The 14,224-nt window shown below is 59.0% G+C and carries 20 protein-coding genes; 7 read left to right on the top strand and 13 right to left on the bottom strand.

Annotation, left to right across the window (positions count from 1 at the left end; genetic code table 11):
* Window positions 1-100: 100 nt before the first annotated feature.
* The 6 genes from ACSC1W_RS06130 to ACSC1W_RS06105 form a co-directional block, all read right to left on the bottom strand.
* On the bottom strand, window positions 101-1,012 hold the full coding sequence (locus ACSC1W_RS06130) for a hypothetical protein (RefSeq protein WP_435346052.1): 912 nt from the start codon (window positions 1,010-1,012) through the stop codon (window positions 101-103).
* Between the two features lie 242 nt (window positions 1,013-1,254).
* Entirely contained in the window at window positions 1,255-1,440 is a 186-nt protein-coding gene (locus ACSC1W_RS06125) for a hypothetical protein (protein WP_435346051.1), read from the bottom strand.
* A complete protein-coding gene (locus ACSC1W_RS06120; protein ID WP_435346050.1) occupies window positions 1,437-1,772 on the bottom strand; it encodes a hypothetical protein in 336 nt (111 codons plus the stop codon). The genes ACSC1W_RS06125 and ACSC1W_RS06120 overlap by 4 nt, the downstream gene beginning before the upstream one ends.
* Window positions 1,769-2,011 (bottom strand): hypothetical protein, encoded by a 243-nt coding sequence (locus ACSC1W_RS06115; protein WP_435346049.1) that lies wholly within the window; start codon window positions 2,009-2,011, stop codon window positions 1,769-1,771. The genes ACSC1W_RS06120 and ACSC1W_RS06115 overlap by 4 nt, the downstream gene beginning before the upstream one ends.
* Window positions 2,008-2,190, bottom strand: a complete 183-nt coding sequence (locus ACSC1W_RS06110) for a hypothetical protein (RefSeq protein WP_435346048.1) — start codon at window positions 2,188-2,190, stop codon at window positions 2,008-2,010. Before ACSC1W_RS06110 ends, ACSC1W_RS06115 begins: the two co-directional genes overlap by 4 nt.
* Window positions 2,190-2,381 carry a hypothetical protein gene (locus ACSC1W_RS06105; protein ID WP_435346047.1) on the bottom strand — a complete coding sequence of 64 codons (192 nt, stop codon included), beginning with the start codon at window positions 2,379-2,381 and terminating at the stop codon, window positions 2,190-2,192. The genes ACSC1W_RS06110 and ACSC1W_RS06105 overlap by 1 nt, the downstream gene beginning before the upstream one ends.
* A 284-nt stretch (window positions 2,382-2,665) precedes the next feature.
* On the opposite strand from ACSC1W_RS06105, the gene ACSC1W_RS06100 reads away from it, so the two are divergent.
* Window positions 2,666-2,914: an ArsR family transcriptional regulator gene (locus tag ACSC1W_RS06100; protein ID WP_435346046.1), complete on the top strand. Its 249-nt coding sequence runs from the start codon at window positions 2,666-2,668 to the stop codon at window positions 2,912-2,914.
* An 88-nt stretch (window positions 2,915-3,002) separates the two neighbouring features.
* On the opposite strand, the gene ACSC1W_RS06095 is transcribed toward ACSC1W_RS06100, so the two are convergent.
* Window positions 3,003-3,500: a type IV pilin domain-containing protein gene (locus tag ACSC1W_RS06095; RefSeq protein WP_435346045.1), complete on the bottom strand. Its 498-nt coding sequence runs from the start codon at window positions 3,498-3,500 to the stop codon at window positions 3,003-3,005.
* A 2-nt stretch (window positions 3,501-3,502) separates the two neighbouring features.
* The gene (locus ACSC1W_RS06090) at window positions 3,503-3,922 is read right to left on the bottom strand and encodes a type IV pilin domain-containing protein (RefSeq protein WP_435346044.1); all 420 of its coding nucleotides are present in this window, start codon (window positions 3,920-3,922) and stop codon (window positions 3,503-3,505) included.
* 529 nt (window positions 3,923-4,451) lie between these two features.
* Between ACSC1W_RS06090 and ACSC1W_RS06085 the strand changes: the two genes are divergently transcribed.
* Complete coding sequence (locus ACSC1W_RS06085) at window positions 4,452-5,261, top strand: hypothetical protein (protein WP_435346043.1); 810 nt, start codon at window positions 4,452-4,454, stop codon at window positions 5,259-5,261.
* Between the two features lie 146 nt (window positions 5,262-5,407).
* On the opposite strand, the gene ACSC1W_RS06080 is transcribed toward ACSC1W_RS06085, so the two are convergent.
* Window positions 5,408-5,899: a hypothetical protein gene (locus ACSC1W_RS06080; protein ID WP_435346042.1), complete on the bottom strand. Its 492-nt coding sequence runs from the start codon at window positions 5,897-5,899 to the stop codon at window positions 5,408-5,410.
* Window positions 5,900-6,004: 105 nt separating this feature from the next.
* On the opposite strand from ACSC1W_RS06080, the gene ACSC1W_RS06075 reads away from it, so the two are divergent.
* From ACSC1W_RS06075 to ACSC1W_RS06060, 4 genes are all read left to right on the top strand, one after another.
* Window positions 6,005-6,607 carry a DUF3267 domain-containing protein gene (locus tag ACSC1W_RS06075; protein ID WP_435346041.1) on the top strand — a complete coding sequence of 201 codons (603 nt, stop codon included), beginning with the start codon at window positions 6,005-6,007 and terminating at the stop codon, window positions 6,605-6,607.
* Window positions 6,608-6,742: 135 nt separating this feature from the next.
* The gene (locus ACSC1W_RS06070) at window positions 6,743-6,991 is read left to right on the top strand and encodes a hypothetical protein (protein WP_435346040.1); all 249 of its coding nucleotides are present in this window, start codon (window positions 6,743-6,745) and stop codon (window positions 6,989-6,991) included.
* On the top strand, window positions 6,988-7,482 hold the full coding sequence (locus tag ACSC1W_RS06065; RefSeq protein ID WP_435346039.1) for a hypothetical protein: 495 nt from the start codon (window positions 6,988-6,990) through the stop codon (window positions 7,480-7,482). The genes ACSC1W_RS06070 and ACSC1W_RS06065 overlap by 4 nt, the downstream gene beginning before the upstream one ends.
* Before the next feature lies 1 nt (window position 7,483).
* Entirely contained in the window at window positions 7,484-7,810 is a 327-nt protein-coding gene (locus ACSC1W_RS06060) for an HD domain-containing protein (protein WP_435347666.1), read from the top strand.
* Window positions 7,811-7,856: 46 nt separating this feature from the next.
* Here ACSC1W_RS06060 and ACSC1W_RS06055 read toward each other — a convergent pair whose 3' ends face one another.
* Window positions 7,857-8,039 carry a hypothetical protein gene (locus tag ACSC1W_RS06055; RefSeq protein WP_435346038.1) on the bottom strand — a complete coding sequence of 61 codons (183 nt, stop codon included), beginning with the start codon at window positions 8,037-8,039 and terminating at the stop codon, window positions 7,857-7,859.
* Between the two features lie 43 nt (window positions 8,040-8,082).
* Between ACSC1W_RS06055 and ACSC1W_RS06050 the strand changes: the two genes are divergently transcribed.
* Window positions 8,083-9,879 carry a hypothetical protein gene (locus ACSC1W_RS06050; protein WP_435346037.1) on the top strand — a complete coding sequence of 599 codons (1,797 nt, stop codon included), beginning with the start codon at window positions 8,083-8,085 and terminating at the stop codon, window positions 9,877-9,879.
* 13 nt (window positions 9,880-9,892) lie between these two features.
* On the opposite strand, the gene ACSC1W_RS06045 is transcribed toward ACSC1W_RS06050, so the two are convergent.
* From ACSC1W_RS06045 to ACSC1W_RS06035, 3 genes are all read right to left on the bottom strand, one after another.
* A complete protein-coding gene (locus ACSC1W_RS06045; RefSeq protein ID WP_435346036.1) occupies window positions 9,893-10,243 on the bottom strand; it encodes a hypothetical protein in 351 nt (116 codons plus the stop codon).
* Window positions 10,244-10,272: 29 nt separating this feature from the next.
* A complete protein-coding gene (locus ACSC1W_RS06040; protein ID WP_435346035.1) occupies window positions 10,273-11,691 on the bottom strand; it encodes a Kelch repeat-containing protein in 1,419 nt (472 codons plus the stop codon).
* An 88-nt stretch (window positions 11,692-11,779) separates the two neighbouring features.
* On the bottom strand, window positions 11,780-14,224 hold the full coding sequence (locus ACSC1W_RS06035; protein WP_435346034.1) for a fibronectin type III domain-containing protein: 2,445 nt from the start codon (window positions 14,222-14,224) through the stop codon (window positions 11,780-11,782).

Raw genomic sequence — 14,224 nt, 5'->3', positions numbered from 1 at the left:
CCCTGTTGAGGCCATCAACTGATGATAGGCGAACAAGAGCGTACCGACTAAACAGGGGGCGAATCGGTCACACGGTCGTTATTGCTGGCGAGGACTTTCTTCATCCATCAGACCCATCCTCTTCATCATTTTCTCTAAGCATCCTCCAAGCCATTGGAAGCCAATCTCTTGCCGCCATCCCGTCGGAGTAAACGTTTCTTAGAACCGATTTTACAATACTAGTCCTTACATTCGACACACTGTAGACGAAGATCATCACCAGAGTCAATCCTTGAACAACGCTGACTATGCATACTGCTTTTTGATATGCTAATGCTGTATCCATCTCCTTGACTGACTTGAACTCATGATTCGGAGAGTAAGCTAAGAAATCCATTATCGACACTCGGTAAATAATTGAAACTGCGATCACCAACAACCACGTTTCTACCAATAGTGAAGCTGGAATGCCGTAAAGACGGATTTCAAAAATCTGTATCCCCGCTACTTTTGCAGTAATCAATACTGCCCCTAGCAGAATCGAGAGAGCCGTCTCCCCATCTTCAAGTCGGGTCTTCGCATCCTCTTTGACCTCGCTGAGTTCCGTTCTGTACCGCTCCGGATCATCAAATTCAATTTCCCGGTCATCACTCTCCGCTGCAATCTCAACTAGTATTCCACGGAGTCTCCGGGCCTCTGAATCAAAATGAGAGACAATCAGGCCATCATCTATCCAGTACCTAATTCGTTGAATCCTCCCCCCGATAGAAGGAACAACCCATGTTAACAGATAGACCGCTCCGAGGATCACTGCAAGAAAGACTGTTCCGACTCCTTTCACCAGACCTTTGACTACCTTGGGTGCAAGACGAATCGTCCCAACCAAGACACCTGCAGAGACTATTAGAACAAGAATTGTTAGCCTCAGGATTTTATTGACGGACTCGACGAAGAATCGGTAGCGGAAAAAATAGAGGAACAAGCTGAAAATAAGTAGATCTCTGACGACGCTGGAGAGAAGTTCAACAATCACGTCAGCCCAGTTGTATGATGAGATGAAACTTATCTTTGTTCCCTTTGAGTGGTCACATTGCTTTTAGAAATTGAGAGTGATACGAAGGATTGAAAGAAATGCCGGTGATTTATTCGTGGTCCCGGTCAGTTAGCTTGTTCAGCAACACGGGTCATGGATGACTGTTTGCTGAATACACCCTCTCAGCACGCGGTTCTCGTTAGGTTCTGATGGTTTCAACAGGGCCAACAGGTCGTAGTTGGTCAGCGGATATTCGCTTGACTGCAGTCCTGGTCGTGGTCGATGTCCTCGAGCCCGCGTCCGGTGGCGTCGCATTCGTCGCACTGCAGTTCGCTCGTCGGCCGATTCCGACTCGTCCGCAAGATCGTGAAGTGCGTGTCGGGGTCGGTCACCGACCGACCGCCGTCTTCGTCGACGTGTACCGTCATCGGGCACCCTCCACGTCGAGCCGCCGGCGGAGCAGGCCGTCGAGTTGGTCGTAGTCCACCCAGCCAGGGACTTGCTTCCGGCCGAGTGCGTAGTCGGCGCGGTGGAGGTGCTGGCAGCGCACGTTGCGGTAGTGGGCGTCCGCACAGTCACAGAACCCCAGCACGGGATTCACGACGTGCGCGCGGTCCTCATGGTACACGACGACCTCGTCCGCGTCCCAGGTCTGGGGGTCGTCCTCGACGACGATCATCGGCCGCGTGAGCGCACGCACCTCGCGCGTACTGAGGTCGACCACACCACTGCTCGCGGGGGTGTGCGTGGCGGTGCTCATGGGCCGCGGAACACCTCCACACCGCTGCGGGGAACGCCGTTCATGTCCACACGGCAGTCGACGACGTCCTCGTTGCCGACCGGATGCCAGGCGTCGGCGTCCTCGTCGTAGACTTCCGCGAACCGCACCATCTCTGCGTCCGGGTGGGCGTCCGCCACCGACGTGGCGGGCTCGAACCGCTCTCGACGGCGGCGGCCGTCGGTGGTCTCCCATTCGACCCACAGTGAGTCCGGTCTCATTGGTGGTCACGCTCGAGACTGCCTGAGAGGCTCGTTCGGGCTGGGTTGTCGTGGTGGGTGAGCGACCCCGTCGCGCCGCAGTCGTCGCACTCGTAGGACTCGAATGCCCGTGTGTCGGTGTAGGACTGACTGGTGATCGAGAGCGCGTAACTCCCACACTGCGCGCACCGCAGCGTCATCAGTCCTGCACCTCGATGTTGGCAGCGAGCGCACGGCCGAGCGTCGTGTAGTACTCCTGGCTAGTCCAGCCGCGGGCTTCCCTGGTGTGCTCCATCCAGGCGTCGACGCCACGGTTCTGGACAGACTGGCGGAACTCGACGTCGCCCGTGGGGGTGATGACGAACACGGTTTCGTCGGGGGTACGGTACACGTGGTGTGATCCCTCGGCGTCGATACCGAGCGCGATATAGCGTGGTCGAACAGCGGTACGTTCTTGCGTCCGTGAGTTCGTAGTGCTCATTGCTCTGTATTCCCAGAGCACTGGTCCGGCGCGCCAACGCCGGGCCGCTTCTCAGCGGGCTCGTGCTCTACCTGATAGTAGAACTGCTGGGATAATAAAACTATGTATTACATAGTGCTAATCAGACTGTGGGGCGTAGCTTATTGCATATGGGTGTGAATTACGGTGTGAGGTTCACTATGCGTAGCATATCAATGCCAAACGAAGACTTCGAACCCACCGAGGCCTGCGACAACGTCCTCGACATCTTCAAACAAGGACGAGACTCCGGCAACCCGTGGGGGCGAGCAAACCCACGCTACGTCATCGACGAAACCGGGATGGAAAAACCAAACGTCGAGTACCAACTCCGCCGACTGAACGATGCTGGATGGATTCGAAAGGTATCACGCGGCCTCTACGAATTCGTCGACGACCCCAGAGAGACTGAACGCCGTGGATGAACTGACCATATCCACCCGCCTCAACCGAGGAATATAGCTACTGGGGCTAGTGCTGCACTAAAAAAAGAAGTGGAATATCTACCGGACCTCAGGGTAGCGTGCCCGTCGCGATTATCTGAGTCGTGTCGCCGCTACTGGAGGTCCAAACGACCTCAACATCATCGCCCGCAGCTGGGGCAGTCGTGTAGGTGGTATCCACATTACCCCCAGCGCTTGTAGCAGTACCGAGCTCGATTGTGATGGTACCACCTGCATTTAGACTGGAACTGGCAGCAGACGTTGAAACGTCCGCACTGTCGACGGCTTCACCACTGACCACGTAATTGAGAGTCGACGTATCAACTACGCCACCTCCCTCATGTGAGATGATGACCGATTCGCCCGCGTCGTTCATCCAGCCATCTGTTGAGCCCTCCTCAAACGAGTAGCCCCAACTGGCCTGGGGAGCCGTTTCCTGACCGTCGCCGATATTGAGGACGAATGCGCCGATGACGGCGGCGAGGATCACGGTAATGGCGACCATGAGTATGACCCCTATGACCGGTGATACTGCGTCGTCGTCCGTGAACAGGTTTCTAATTTGCATTGTTATGGCCGATTCGACTCACCGACTATCTGGCTCGTGTCGCCCGATTCTGCCGTCCACGTGACTATAACCTCATCACCGGGGCTTCCTGCTAGATCGCAGGTCCATATCGTAGCACCTGCACTATACGTTCCGGAAGCAGTGGAACACGAGGAAACATCTACGCCATTACCGCCGACAGAGAGCTGGCTTGAATCCACCGTTTGGCCACCCTCGTGCGAGATTTCGACAGTGCTGGTGGTTCCGGATGTATCGTAGGCGAATCCAAATTGAACTTGTGGTGCTGCTTCTTGATTACCGCCGATATTGAGGACGAATGCGCCGATGACGGCGGCGAGGATGACGGTAATGGCGACCATGAGTATGACCCCTATGACTGGTGATACTGCGTCGTCGTCTGTGAAGAGTTGTTTCAGATCCATGTGTATGCCTTTGTTGTTGTTTCCCACACCATCCAGGCGGTGGGCCCTTCCCACACGGTAGAGCCGGAGTCCGCCTGCTGGCGTTACCCGACCCAGTATGTCCGGTTGTCATAAAACTACCTCAATACCTCATTTATCATAGTATAATGCAACGTTACAAACCAATTTTTGACCGTACTTGGGTGCTGTCAAGCCCCTATTGAAACGCCGCGAGACGTTTCAACACTCACAGAACCACTAGTTCAGAACCGATACCCCGATACCACTTTGTTCAATGGTCAGATGAGAGATTATTCCAGTTTTTCAGCCAACAGTATTATGTACTACCTATCCGGGAGAGATTACCATTGACTCGCGCGCGCGCCACCACTCGAGTCAGAAACCCACGGGTAACCACCACCGAACGCTTGCGCCGCGAGCTTGGCGTGAGAGCCGCGTAGCAGGTCGCATCAACGACCCTGCCAACTAGGTCGCGAGACCGCCAGACACTATAAACACCTGCGGGCGTTTACTCAAACTGAAAACACCCATGGCACTCGTCACCGAGCGCGACCTCGCCAACACCTTCGCGACACAGCGCGGCCTCACACCCTGGGAGCGCGTCCAACAATACCGCGAAGTCAAATCCTACGCCTCCCGCCACCCCGACAAAGGCAGTAGCGCCGTCGCGAGCGCGCTCGAACTCCCACGCGGCCGCATCCGCTCATGGGTCGACAGCGATGGGAAACCCGATCCCGTCCGTGCCATCGACCGCGCCCGCAAGCACGGCTGGCTCGACATCGCCCCCGGCACCGACACCGCCAGCGGCCTCATCAAACTCGTCGCCTGGATCTACTCCGGCGGCAGCATCGCCGACACCAACTACACCCCGAGCTTCGCCATCCGCCGCACAGACACCGGCCCGGACACGATCGACCTGACCGTTATCGAAACCGCCTTCGACGAATTCGGCGCCACCCCGACCGTCATCCAGCGCGAGGAAGGCCGTGCAGTCGAAGTCCGCGTCGAGGGCAACCCCACACTCGTCGGGCGCGTCCTCGCCGCCGCCGGCGCACCCGTCGGCGAAAAAGCCGACCAGGACGACCTCACCCTCCCAGGGTGGCTCGACGACGTCTACCGCTTCCACCAGCGCGAGTTCGCCCGCATCTACCTCCTGAACCGTGCCACCGAACGCGACCACAGCGCCAGCTACCGCTACGGCATCCGCGAAGTCCGCTCCAAAACCTACCTCGACGACCTCACCCAGTTCCTCACCCAGCTCGCCGGCGACGACGGCATCTCACGCTACGGCCGCAACATCATTCTCTCAGAACACGCCATCTCCAACCTCGTCGACTAACCCAAATCTCCGCATGATTATATCCGAGAATTGGAACCGAGTCGTTGCAATGCCACCACGGGCGGTGAGTGTAGACTAAATTCTAATTGTGCTAGTATACCACCTATGTCAGACAAGGGTAATCTCCACACCCAGCCCGTGCTATATTATATATCGAAAGCTCCTGTAACCCCGATTCTGTACCAGGAGTAAGCCAACAGAATCGTTGTAATCATTATGATTCCTCCAATCACCACTTCATCCATCCCCGTGAGATTACTTGCCGTCCACGCAATCAAGACTTGAACAAGTGCTGTCCAAGCTAAGACGCCAGTTAGCAGAGCCACAGCTGAGCTATTCTTCTGACTCTCAAGTGCATGTTCCCGATCGTGAGCTACACTGAAACCTTCGGGTTTGAGCGATACCGTCCTCGCTTCAAAGACATCCTCCCCCTTTTGAGACTCCGGCTCCCAATCGCGCTTAACTAATCCTTGTTCTTCGAGAAAGTTGTATGCTTGAACTACTTCCCCACTATCGAGTGTGGTCTCTGAGATTAAGATATGGTCCTCAGGAATATCTGCTACGTCTATTGGAACTTCGATTGAATCGCCCTTCTCATAGAAGATTGTGAGTACTTGCGCCCAAGCTGGTTCTGACATGGTTGCTTGATGATTCCTCTATATGGTAAAAATTCTATGTAGCTTCTTGAACGTGATTATTAGGAAGAGTTACAAAATTATAGTTAGATTTTGTAGTGACACTGTATGAGTTCAGCCCCCGACCCGCCGACGGGATTTGCAAAGCCGGAATCGTATAACGAGAACTCGGCCCGGAAAAGGAATATCAGCATTGGGTCGGGTATCCTAGCACTGGTCGCCCTTTTTGTCGCCTTTCCCATACTCGGTGCTTTAGATTCCTCTCTTGAGACAGTACTTGATCAGCACAGTATTCCAGTGGCAGTGGCCGGAATCGGAGTAGCCTCAATTCTAACGGTCACGCTTACGATTGGAGTTCATGAGTACATTCACTTCTTCGCAGATCGTCTATTCGGGTACGACCCCATCATTGAATTCGGGCTCCCCAACCCGTATGTCGTCACCCTCCAGGAGTTCAAGAACCGAAACCACAGTGCTATCTCGTTGATTGCTCCTCTCCTCGTAATCGACATCGCGGCTCTCGGACTCTTGCAGATGCAGGTTTCACCATTGTTGACCTATTCTGCAGTCTTCGCCTTGATGCTGAACACAGGTGCTTCGGGGTCCGATATCTATGGTTTCCTGTTCCTGCTCTCCGTGCCGTCAGGAACGATGCTGTACTCAGTAGCAGATTCAGACGAGATAGAGACGTACGTATACCCTCCCTCGTAATCAAGTCAATCGTCTTTGCTCTGCGCTGGCCTCTGCCGATAGATGATCATCTGAGTTGATGTAGTGTGCCTCTTTCACTTTCAGTTTCACCGTGGACGGCTCAGGCTTACCTCACACCGGCACAGACGTGGTGGTATGGAGTCCGAGCCCAACCCAGTCCTCGATATCGGTTTTCTCGAGGAGACGGAGATTCACGATCATGCGGAGGATGTCAAGAGTGTGCGGTTCATCGGCACGAACGGTGCGTTCGAGGTGCAGGTGACCGATGACTCGATGCAGGCGTTCGCCGAGACCGCCGAGGCGGTGTTCAAGCAGATTCACGTCGACATGGGGGACATGCGGGAGTTGTTCGACCCGTTCGACACCGGCTACCACTGCGGATGAGCAGCCTCGAGACTGTCGAGACCGTCACGGAGGTCGAGTATCACGGCCGGCGCTGGGGGCACGAGTGGGCGGCGAGTGCGACGATCTACGCCGAACACGACCCACTGGGCACATGGAAGGTCACACGTCGATACCACGCCATCCCCGGCCCTGACGGCGGGGTCCCCCTGCGACGCGACCAGTTGAAGGTCGTGACGTCCGGCGTGCACCTGAACACCCAGTCCACCTACCACGGCACGGCTGATTGGCAGCCCTTGCCCGTCGACGAGGACGCACTCAGCGGCCCCGACGACCCGCTGGTCGCGTGGATCTCCGAGCACTGCAGGGACGGCCTCGAGGACCTCCTCGACAGGTATGCCGAGCGCGTCATCGCCTGCGAGACGTGCGGTCGAACCGTGAACGTCCAGACCGGCCGCCAGCTCGCAATCCGCCAGGACCGCGACGGCACCCCACGGTTGTGCGACGACTGCTACGACAACACCGACGACTGACATACTCGTCGAGGACATCAAGAATGACCGCGTCACCGAGTTCGAGACCGACCTCGGGCGGGCGGCCGTCCTCCTGCACGACATCCAGAAGTACGGCCAGGAGTACACCGAGAGTGATCGGGCCGACCGCGATCACGACCTCCAGGCCGCCCAGCTCGTCCGCGACCACTCGGGGCTCGACGACCGCGTCAGTGACGCCATCGCCGCCCACATGGGACCGTGGTACGAGGGCCCCAGTCCGAGCACGCCCCTAGAGCACCTCGTGCACGCAGCGGACATGGCCGCCTCGTCGAAGAACGGCACCTGGGGTGTGTACCGCAAACCCTGAGAGATCCAAGAGCTCTACCCGAGCCTCCCCGAAGCCGAACTGTGACTCAGACCCAGAACTCGTAGGAAGTGAAGACGTCAACCAGCATCACAACGGAGAGGACAGCGAATGCGGCGAGGAGGCCGATTCCATACTCAACGCCGTTCAGATAGTCGACGAGAGCGCCTGCACCGCCGAGAATACAGATACCAACAGACTTGTAGGGGTTCCTTCGTAACAGACCAGCCATGCGTGATGGGGTGGCGCCACGCGGTAATAAATCTGGTTCCAACGTGACGCCAGCACTCCGTAACTGGCGGCTCATCGCGATCATCGGCGCTCTCTCGGTGACCGTGTTCGCGCTCGGATCTGTCGTCTATGCACCGCACGACGAATACGTTCGCCTTCTCTATCTGGTGGTGCCAGCGTTCGTGTGGGTGGCGTTCATCGCTTCGCTCCTGGCTGGGCTGTGGCTCGTGTATCTCGGCGCACAAGGAAACCATCGAGCCTGGCGGTACGGGATCGTGCTCCTCGTCTGTTCGTATCTCGTGTTCTGGTTCTTCCCGACCATCGCAGGGCTTCGATTCTGGAGTGCGCCCCGTGGCGACCTCCTCGGGCATTTTGGAAAGGTCAAAGCGATTCTCGCCACCGGAGAGAACCCATCAGGGAATATGTACCCGGGCCTGCACTGGTTACTCGCAACCCTCGCGAGCGTGAGTGGACTTCGGCTTGGACTCCTCCAGCCCACCGTCACCGCGGTGTACTACACTGCGTTCATCATGGGAGTGTATGCGTTCTCAAAACTATTGTTCGGGACTCGAGTGGCACGCTATACTGTGTTCGCGGCGGCTCCCTTGGTGTACTCGAAATACGTGCACTCGATTATGCCGTGGTTCGCGTCCTTCGCGTTAGTCCCATTGGTACTCGTACTGGCAGAACGGGAACGAACCGGGGCGGCCACTGACCGAGTGCCGGTTCTTCTCGCCGGGATAGTGCTCTCGGTTTCGATAGTATTCATCCATCCGATGACGTCACTCGTTGTCGTTGGAACGTTCGGGGTTGGTGTCCTGGCCGTACAAGCTGTCGAAGTCCGAACGGGGACGCGGATTCGACGACCACCCCTTGAGTGGGGTGCGATACTGCTGCTCCCGCACTTCGCCTGGTACATGGCCCAGCTCGGGTTTCAGCGGAGACTGTCAACCGCAATCGTCGGGGTTGTGACTGCAGAGCCCGGCGCCAGTTCAAAAGCCGCTCGCGCAGGAGAGACCAGCTACACCATCGCCCAACTGTTCTGGCGCTTCATCGTACTCGACTACGGTGTCGCCCTCATCTACCCCGGGCTCGGGCTGCTGGTCGCGATGTACATCGCGTACAGATATCGTCGAGGAGCCGCAAGCGAGCGCGAAACAATCCTCGTCGGGCTGTATCTATTTGGCGTGGGGATCGCGGTCGCGATGGTTCTCTTTGGCCTCATCATATCGAACCTGTACCGGATGAACCAGGTCACGCTGCTCGCGTCGATCGTCCTCATCGGTCTGGGATTGTACTGGCTCGAGCAGTCCACCCAGCGGCCAGTCCTACGTGCTCTCGCTCGCGGTGTCCTCGTGTTCGGGGTCGTTGGGGCGTCGGTGCTGGCCCCGTTCATGATCTACGACGAACAGCGGCATGTTGTCGACACCGAGATGGCTGGAGCTGAATTTCACGTCACTCATCAGAACGGCGAGTTTCAAACGCGGTCGTTCGCGATGTCGCACCAGCTCACCATGTTCGTCGTGGGGGACCACAAGTCACCGAATTATCGGCGTTGGGCGTTTCGTCGACATGACCCCACGTACCAGCTTCCACGTCGGTTAGCGACCGAGAGCGGCAGTGTGGGGTCGTTGTTCGACAGCCGTGGGTACATGATCACCAAAACCAGAGACACCGTGTGGTATCGGAACCAACCCACGAACCGGTGGCCGAGCCTCCTATACATCACAGAGGACGACCTGCGCAGGGTGCGCGCAGACGAGACCGCAGCTCGAACCTATTCGAACGGCGAGTTCACAATTTGGTACGTGACGAACAGGTCTGCGAGGGTTGGACTGTAGTCCTTCGAATCACTCAGATTTGCGTAGTCGTGACGTTCCCCGAATTGTCCACTCCAATCCGATACTCGGCAGCCCCGTCAGGAGTTGTGACGACAGTACCCGCCCCGTCGACGAACGTCTGTACGTCCCCTTTCGAATAACCACCGGCGCTGGCAACGTGAACGCGGAAAATCAACTCGTCAGTTGACGCGTCTTTGACGTTCAGCCAGCCGTTGTCGTCACGGGTGTCAATGAGGATTCCTGGGCCGCTGCTTGGAGTGGTTTCGATGAGATTGTGGCTCACGAAGCTACCATCCCACGTTATAGGTTCCTGTTTTTTCATCGAAATGTTGTCGATGTCCAGTGCTCCGAACACGAAGTCCATACCGCGTTTGAGTGCATTTCGTAGCATTGTTATTCCCTCCCGACAGGTCGCGCCGCAGAATCGTTCGTGTGGAGTAGCGTGAAGTTCCAAACGCGCTCGAAACAACGTTGCACCGACGCCTCTACTCCTCTATCCTGATGGTACCGCCAGACCGACGACGTTTCGTTCTTGTCAGGGTCATTCGGGGCATCACCACGCCAGCACCGACCCATGAATCGCCAAATGTAGGTGCCGTCGTAGGCCGCCGAACCGTGGCTGTACCCAGTCGGGAGGTCGCGCACTTTCGTCCAGGTGTCAGTGTCGAACGAGTACGCGTGGTGTGTTCCAGGAATGGGGTTATCCGACGTGTCTGGCGTCCACCCGCCGATCATGTGGAACTCGTCACCGACCTGCGTCCCCGCGCCGTCAGTCACGTTGTCGGGGTGAGGAGTGAAATTCGACGGGCCGTCCCACGTGTCAGTGTCTGGATCGTACCGCTGTACGAGGCCAGTTTCAACCGCATCATCAGTGTTGCCCGTGAGTAGCCAGAGATACCCGTTGTAGTACGCCTGCATCGGGAACGAATGCGTTGCAGGCATCGACGTGACCTCCGTTACCGTTTCCGCGTCCAGGTCGTACTTTTCGACCGTGTTCGAGCGGTTTCCTGTGTCCCTGTTCTGGCCACCACAGATGTAGACGTTCCCGTTTATCACGGGCATCTTCTTCGATAGTTTGAACCGCGGGTAATTGAGTGAGGGTTTCGTTTGCCACTGGTTCGTTCGCACGTCGTAGCGTTCGACGTGGGTTTCGGCCTCGGCGTTGTTCCCGCCAAACACCCAAATCCCACCATTGTAGTAGCACATGGCATGACTGCCACGCCCCTTCTGCATTGGTGGGAGTTGCGCCCACTCGTCTTTCATCACGTCGTATACCTGGAAGCGGTTATCATTCCCAACTTCTGACTCTGAATATATCGAATTGCCCCCGGCTCTGAAAATATAGCCGTCAGCACCGGGGTTCCGTGAGAGCTGCCCAGTAACAGACACGTCCTTGATGTCTGCCGCGCGGAACGACGCCGCCGGATCACGGTTCACCTCACTGGTGGTATCCGCGCTCGTGTCGACCTCCCCGATCTTCACGTACGGATCACTCGGGGTGCCCGTGGTGCGGACGTCGACGGTGAGGGCGTCCTGGGCGTTGGGGTCGACGACGAGGTAGACCTCGTTGACCGCATTGTCGGTGAGTGTGAGCGCGGTGCGGGCGTCGGGGAAGACGTCCCACGCCTGGTCGCCGGTGCTGGTCGCGATGACGGCGTGCCCGCTCGTCGTGTCGAGCTCGAGGTTGGTGTAGTCGGCGGTGAGCGAGATCCCGCGTTCGACGTAGTCGGTCTGGTTGCTTTTCGCTGCGACACCAGTGAGGTTCGGTTCGTCCAGCTTGTCGTTGCCCTGAAAGAGTACTCGGTCTGCCATAGTGTATCACTTGAAAACTCGGTGAGGTCGCGTGCCGCGAGGAGGGGTGCTCGCCCCGCACTGGGGGTCACTGCACCCGGTTCGTGGGTTAGATGTGCTGGTTGAGTGCGCCGACGGTCGTCCGCAGGTCCGTCACGGTCTGCTCGATGTCGTCCCGACTCCCCAACTGGAGGCGGACACCAGTCGGGGTGTTGTCGAGCGTCCAGACTTCGAGGGGTGTGCCGGCGGGGACACCGTCCAGTGTGAGCGCATCCACCAGCGACACCGGGGTGTCCTGGAGGCTCGACAGTTCCACCGACGCCGTCCACAACGGCGTCTTCAACTCGTCGACGAGCCGGAACGCGAACGTTTCGCACGCTCGCTCACTCGTGAGTTCGGGCACCCGCCTGGTGATCGCCGTACTGGGGTCGCCACTGTACGAGGAGTCCTGGTAGGTGCCGGTGGTCTTGTACCGGTACTCGACGTCCACCGTCTCGCCGTCGGTGATGTCGCCGGTCGAGAGCGCCGTCACCTCGCCGGCCGCCCAGTCGACCGTGTAGTCCTCGCCGTAGTCGTACGGGGTGCCAGTGGTCTGGTCGAGCACGCGCTCACTGCCCGTGATCACCGGCGCCTCCCCCAACACCACCCCAGTGCCATGCGACGCTGTGATCGACGTCGAGGCCTCCCGGCCCACGCCCTCGATGGTCGCTTTGAGGACCTGCGTGGACTGCTTCTCCACCGAGTACGCGCTCGTGGGCAGACTCACCGAGGTCTGGCGGAGGCCGGGCCGGGTGAGTTCGATGACCTGGTCCCCAGCGCTGTTGCGTTCGACGGTGTAGATGAGGTCGTGCGTACTCGCGATATCCCTGAGCACCTCCCGGAGCCGGCCCCGGTAGCGCTGCTCGGAGATCACCGGAATGTCTTTCCCGTCGATGGTCACCTGCACGCTCTCGACGCTCATCGTCAAATACCCCGTCTGCGGGGTGGCGGTCGACCTCGAGCCGTGCCCGCTCCAGGTCGCCCGCAACTGGACGCTCGCACCAGCATCCGGGAACGACCCCGACACCGACTGGGTGTTCGCGCCCGAGATCGGGTAGGTCGCGCCCTTGTCATTCGACAGTTCGAGCTGCTGGCTCCCCGCCGTCGACGTCCACGACGTCGTCGCGCTCGCGCCAACCGTCGCGAGCCCAGCACCCGCCTCGGTCGTCGGGCGATCCGTCACCGGGTAGAGTTCGGGGCCGTCCAGATACCCACTACTCCCGCCGTTGTCGTCGTCGAGCGTGTAGGAGAAGCGGCCGTCGGCGGGGGCGATGACGTCGACGAACAACTCGCCGGTCGACCCGGTCGCTTCGACCTTGAGTGTGTGCGTGCCGGGTGGGAGGTCGCCACTCCCGTACCCGTTCCCGCCGAGTGGGTTGGTCGCCATGTCCCGCCACCCCAGATTGATGTCCCCACCCGTGTTCGACAGTGACTCCAGCGTATCCGACCCGCCGCCGGCGAACTCCAGCGTGAACGTATGGGAGCAGAACTCCGAGCCGGAGAAGTTCCCGTACCGCACGTACACCTGCAGGTCCTCGGCGGGGATCGTGTGCTGGGTGGTGAAGTCCCACTCCAGGGTGTCGCCGCTCGAACTGATGTAGCCGGCCGCCCCACCACTGAACGCGGCGTCAGTCGTCTGGAGCCCCGACCCAACACTGCGGTCGTAGGCTTCGCCTTCGGTCGTCCAGCACGTCTGGGCGAGTTCGAGCCCGCTCGCGGTCTGGACGAACGGGTCGGTCGGGTCGCCCGCCCCGAACAGGGTTTCGAGCCCGCTGGGTGTGGATTCGTCGATGACCGTGATCTGTGATGCTGGGTCCGGGTCCGCACTATCCGCGTTCACCGTCAGACTGGTGTTCGACTCGACGAGGGTGGTGAAGGCGTCCATGGCGGGCTGGGAGGAGTACTGGGCGGTGACGTCCTGGTCGAGCTCGCTCGCCCCACGGCCGACGAGCACGGTCTGCCCGGGTGTGATCTCGACGTCCGCCAGTTCGTCGATGGGGAGCTGCTGGCCGTCCTTCCACACCCGCATCCCCGTGTTCTCGTACCCCGCAGCGAGCCACGACTCATCCCGCCGAACGGGAACCCGCACCTCTGGCCGTGCGTTCAACCGGGGGAGGACTTCGGCGGTGTCGTCGAGCACCGTCGGCGTCCTGGGGTCGCTCGCACTCGGATGGTCGACTTCGACGTACCAGCCCGTGCTCGGAATCTCCGTCTGGGGCACACCCAGACTCGTCGTTGTGGCTTCGACCTTCGAGCTGTCCGCGGTGGAGCTGCCGTCGTCGGCGCGCACCCAGTACCGGTACGTCGTCCCCGGCCTGGGCGTGGTGTCGGTCGCCTGCGTGACGTCCGCGCCCACCGTCGCCACTACCTGCGCCGCCTTCCACGTCCCGTCGACGTCCTCCTCACGCAAGAGCCGGAACTCGGTTTCGGTGGTGGAGTTGTCCGTCCACGACACCGTCACCGACGTCGCCGTCACCGACTCGATGGTAGGATTCGACGGCGCAGTCGGCGCCAT

Source organism: Haloarchaeobius marinus, from assembly GCF_051207415.1.
In the GTDB taxonomy this organism is placed as follows: Archaea; Halobacteriota; Halobacteria; order Halobacteriales; family Natrialbaceae; genus Haloarchaeobius.
Note: the sequence above shows the minus strand (reverse complement) of the source record. Positions and strands in the feature narration are given on the sequence as shown.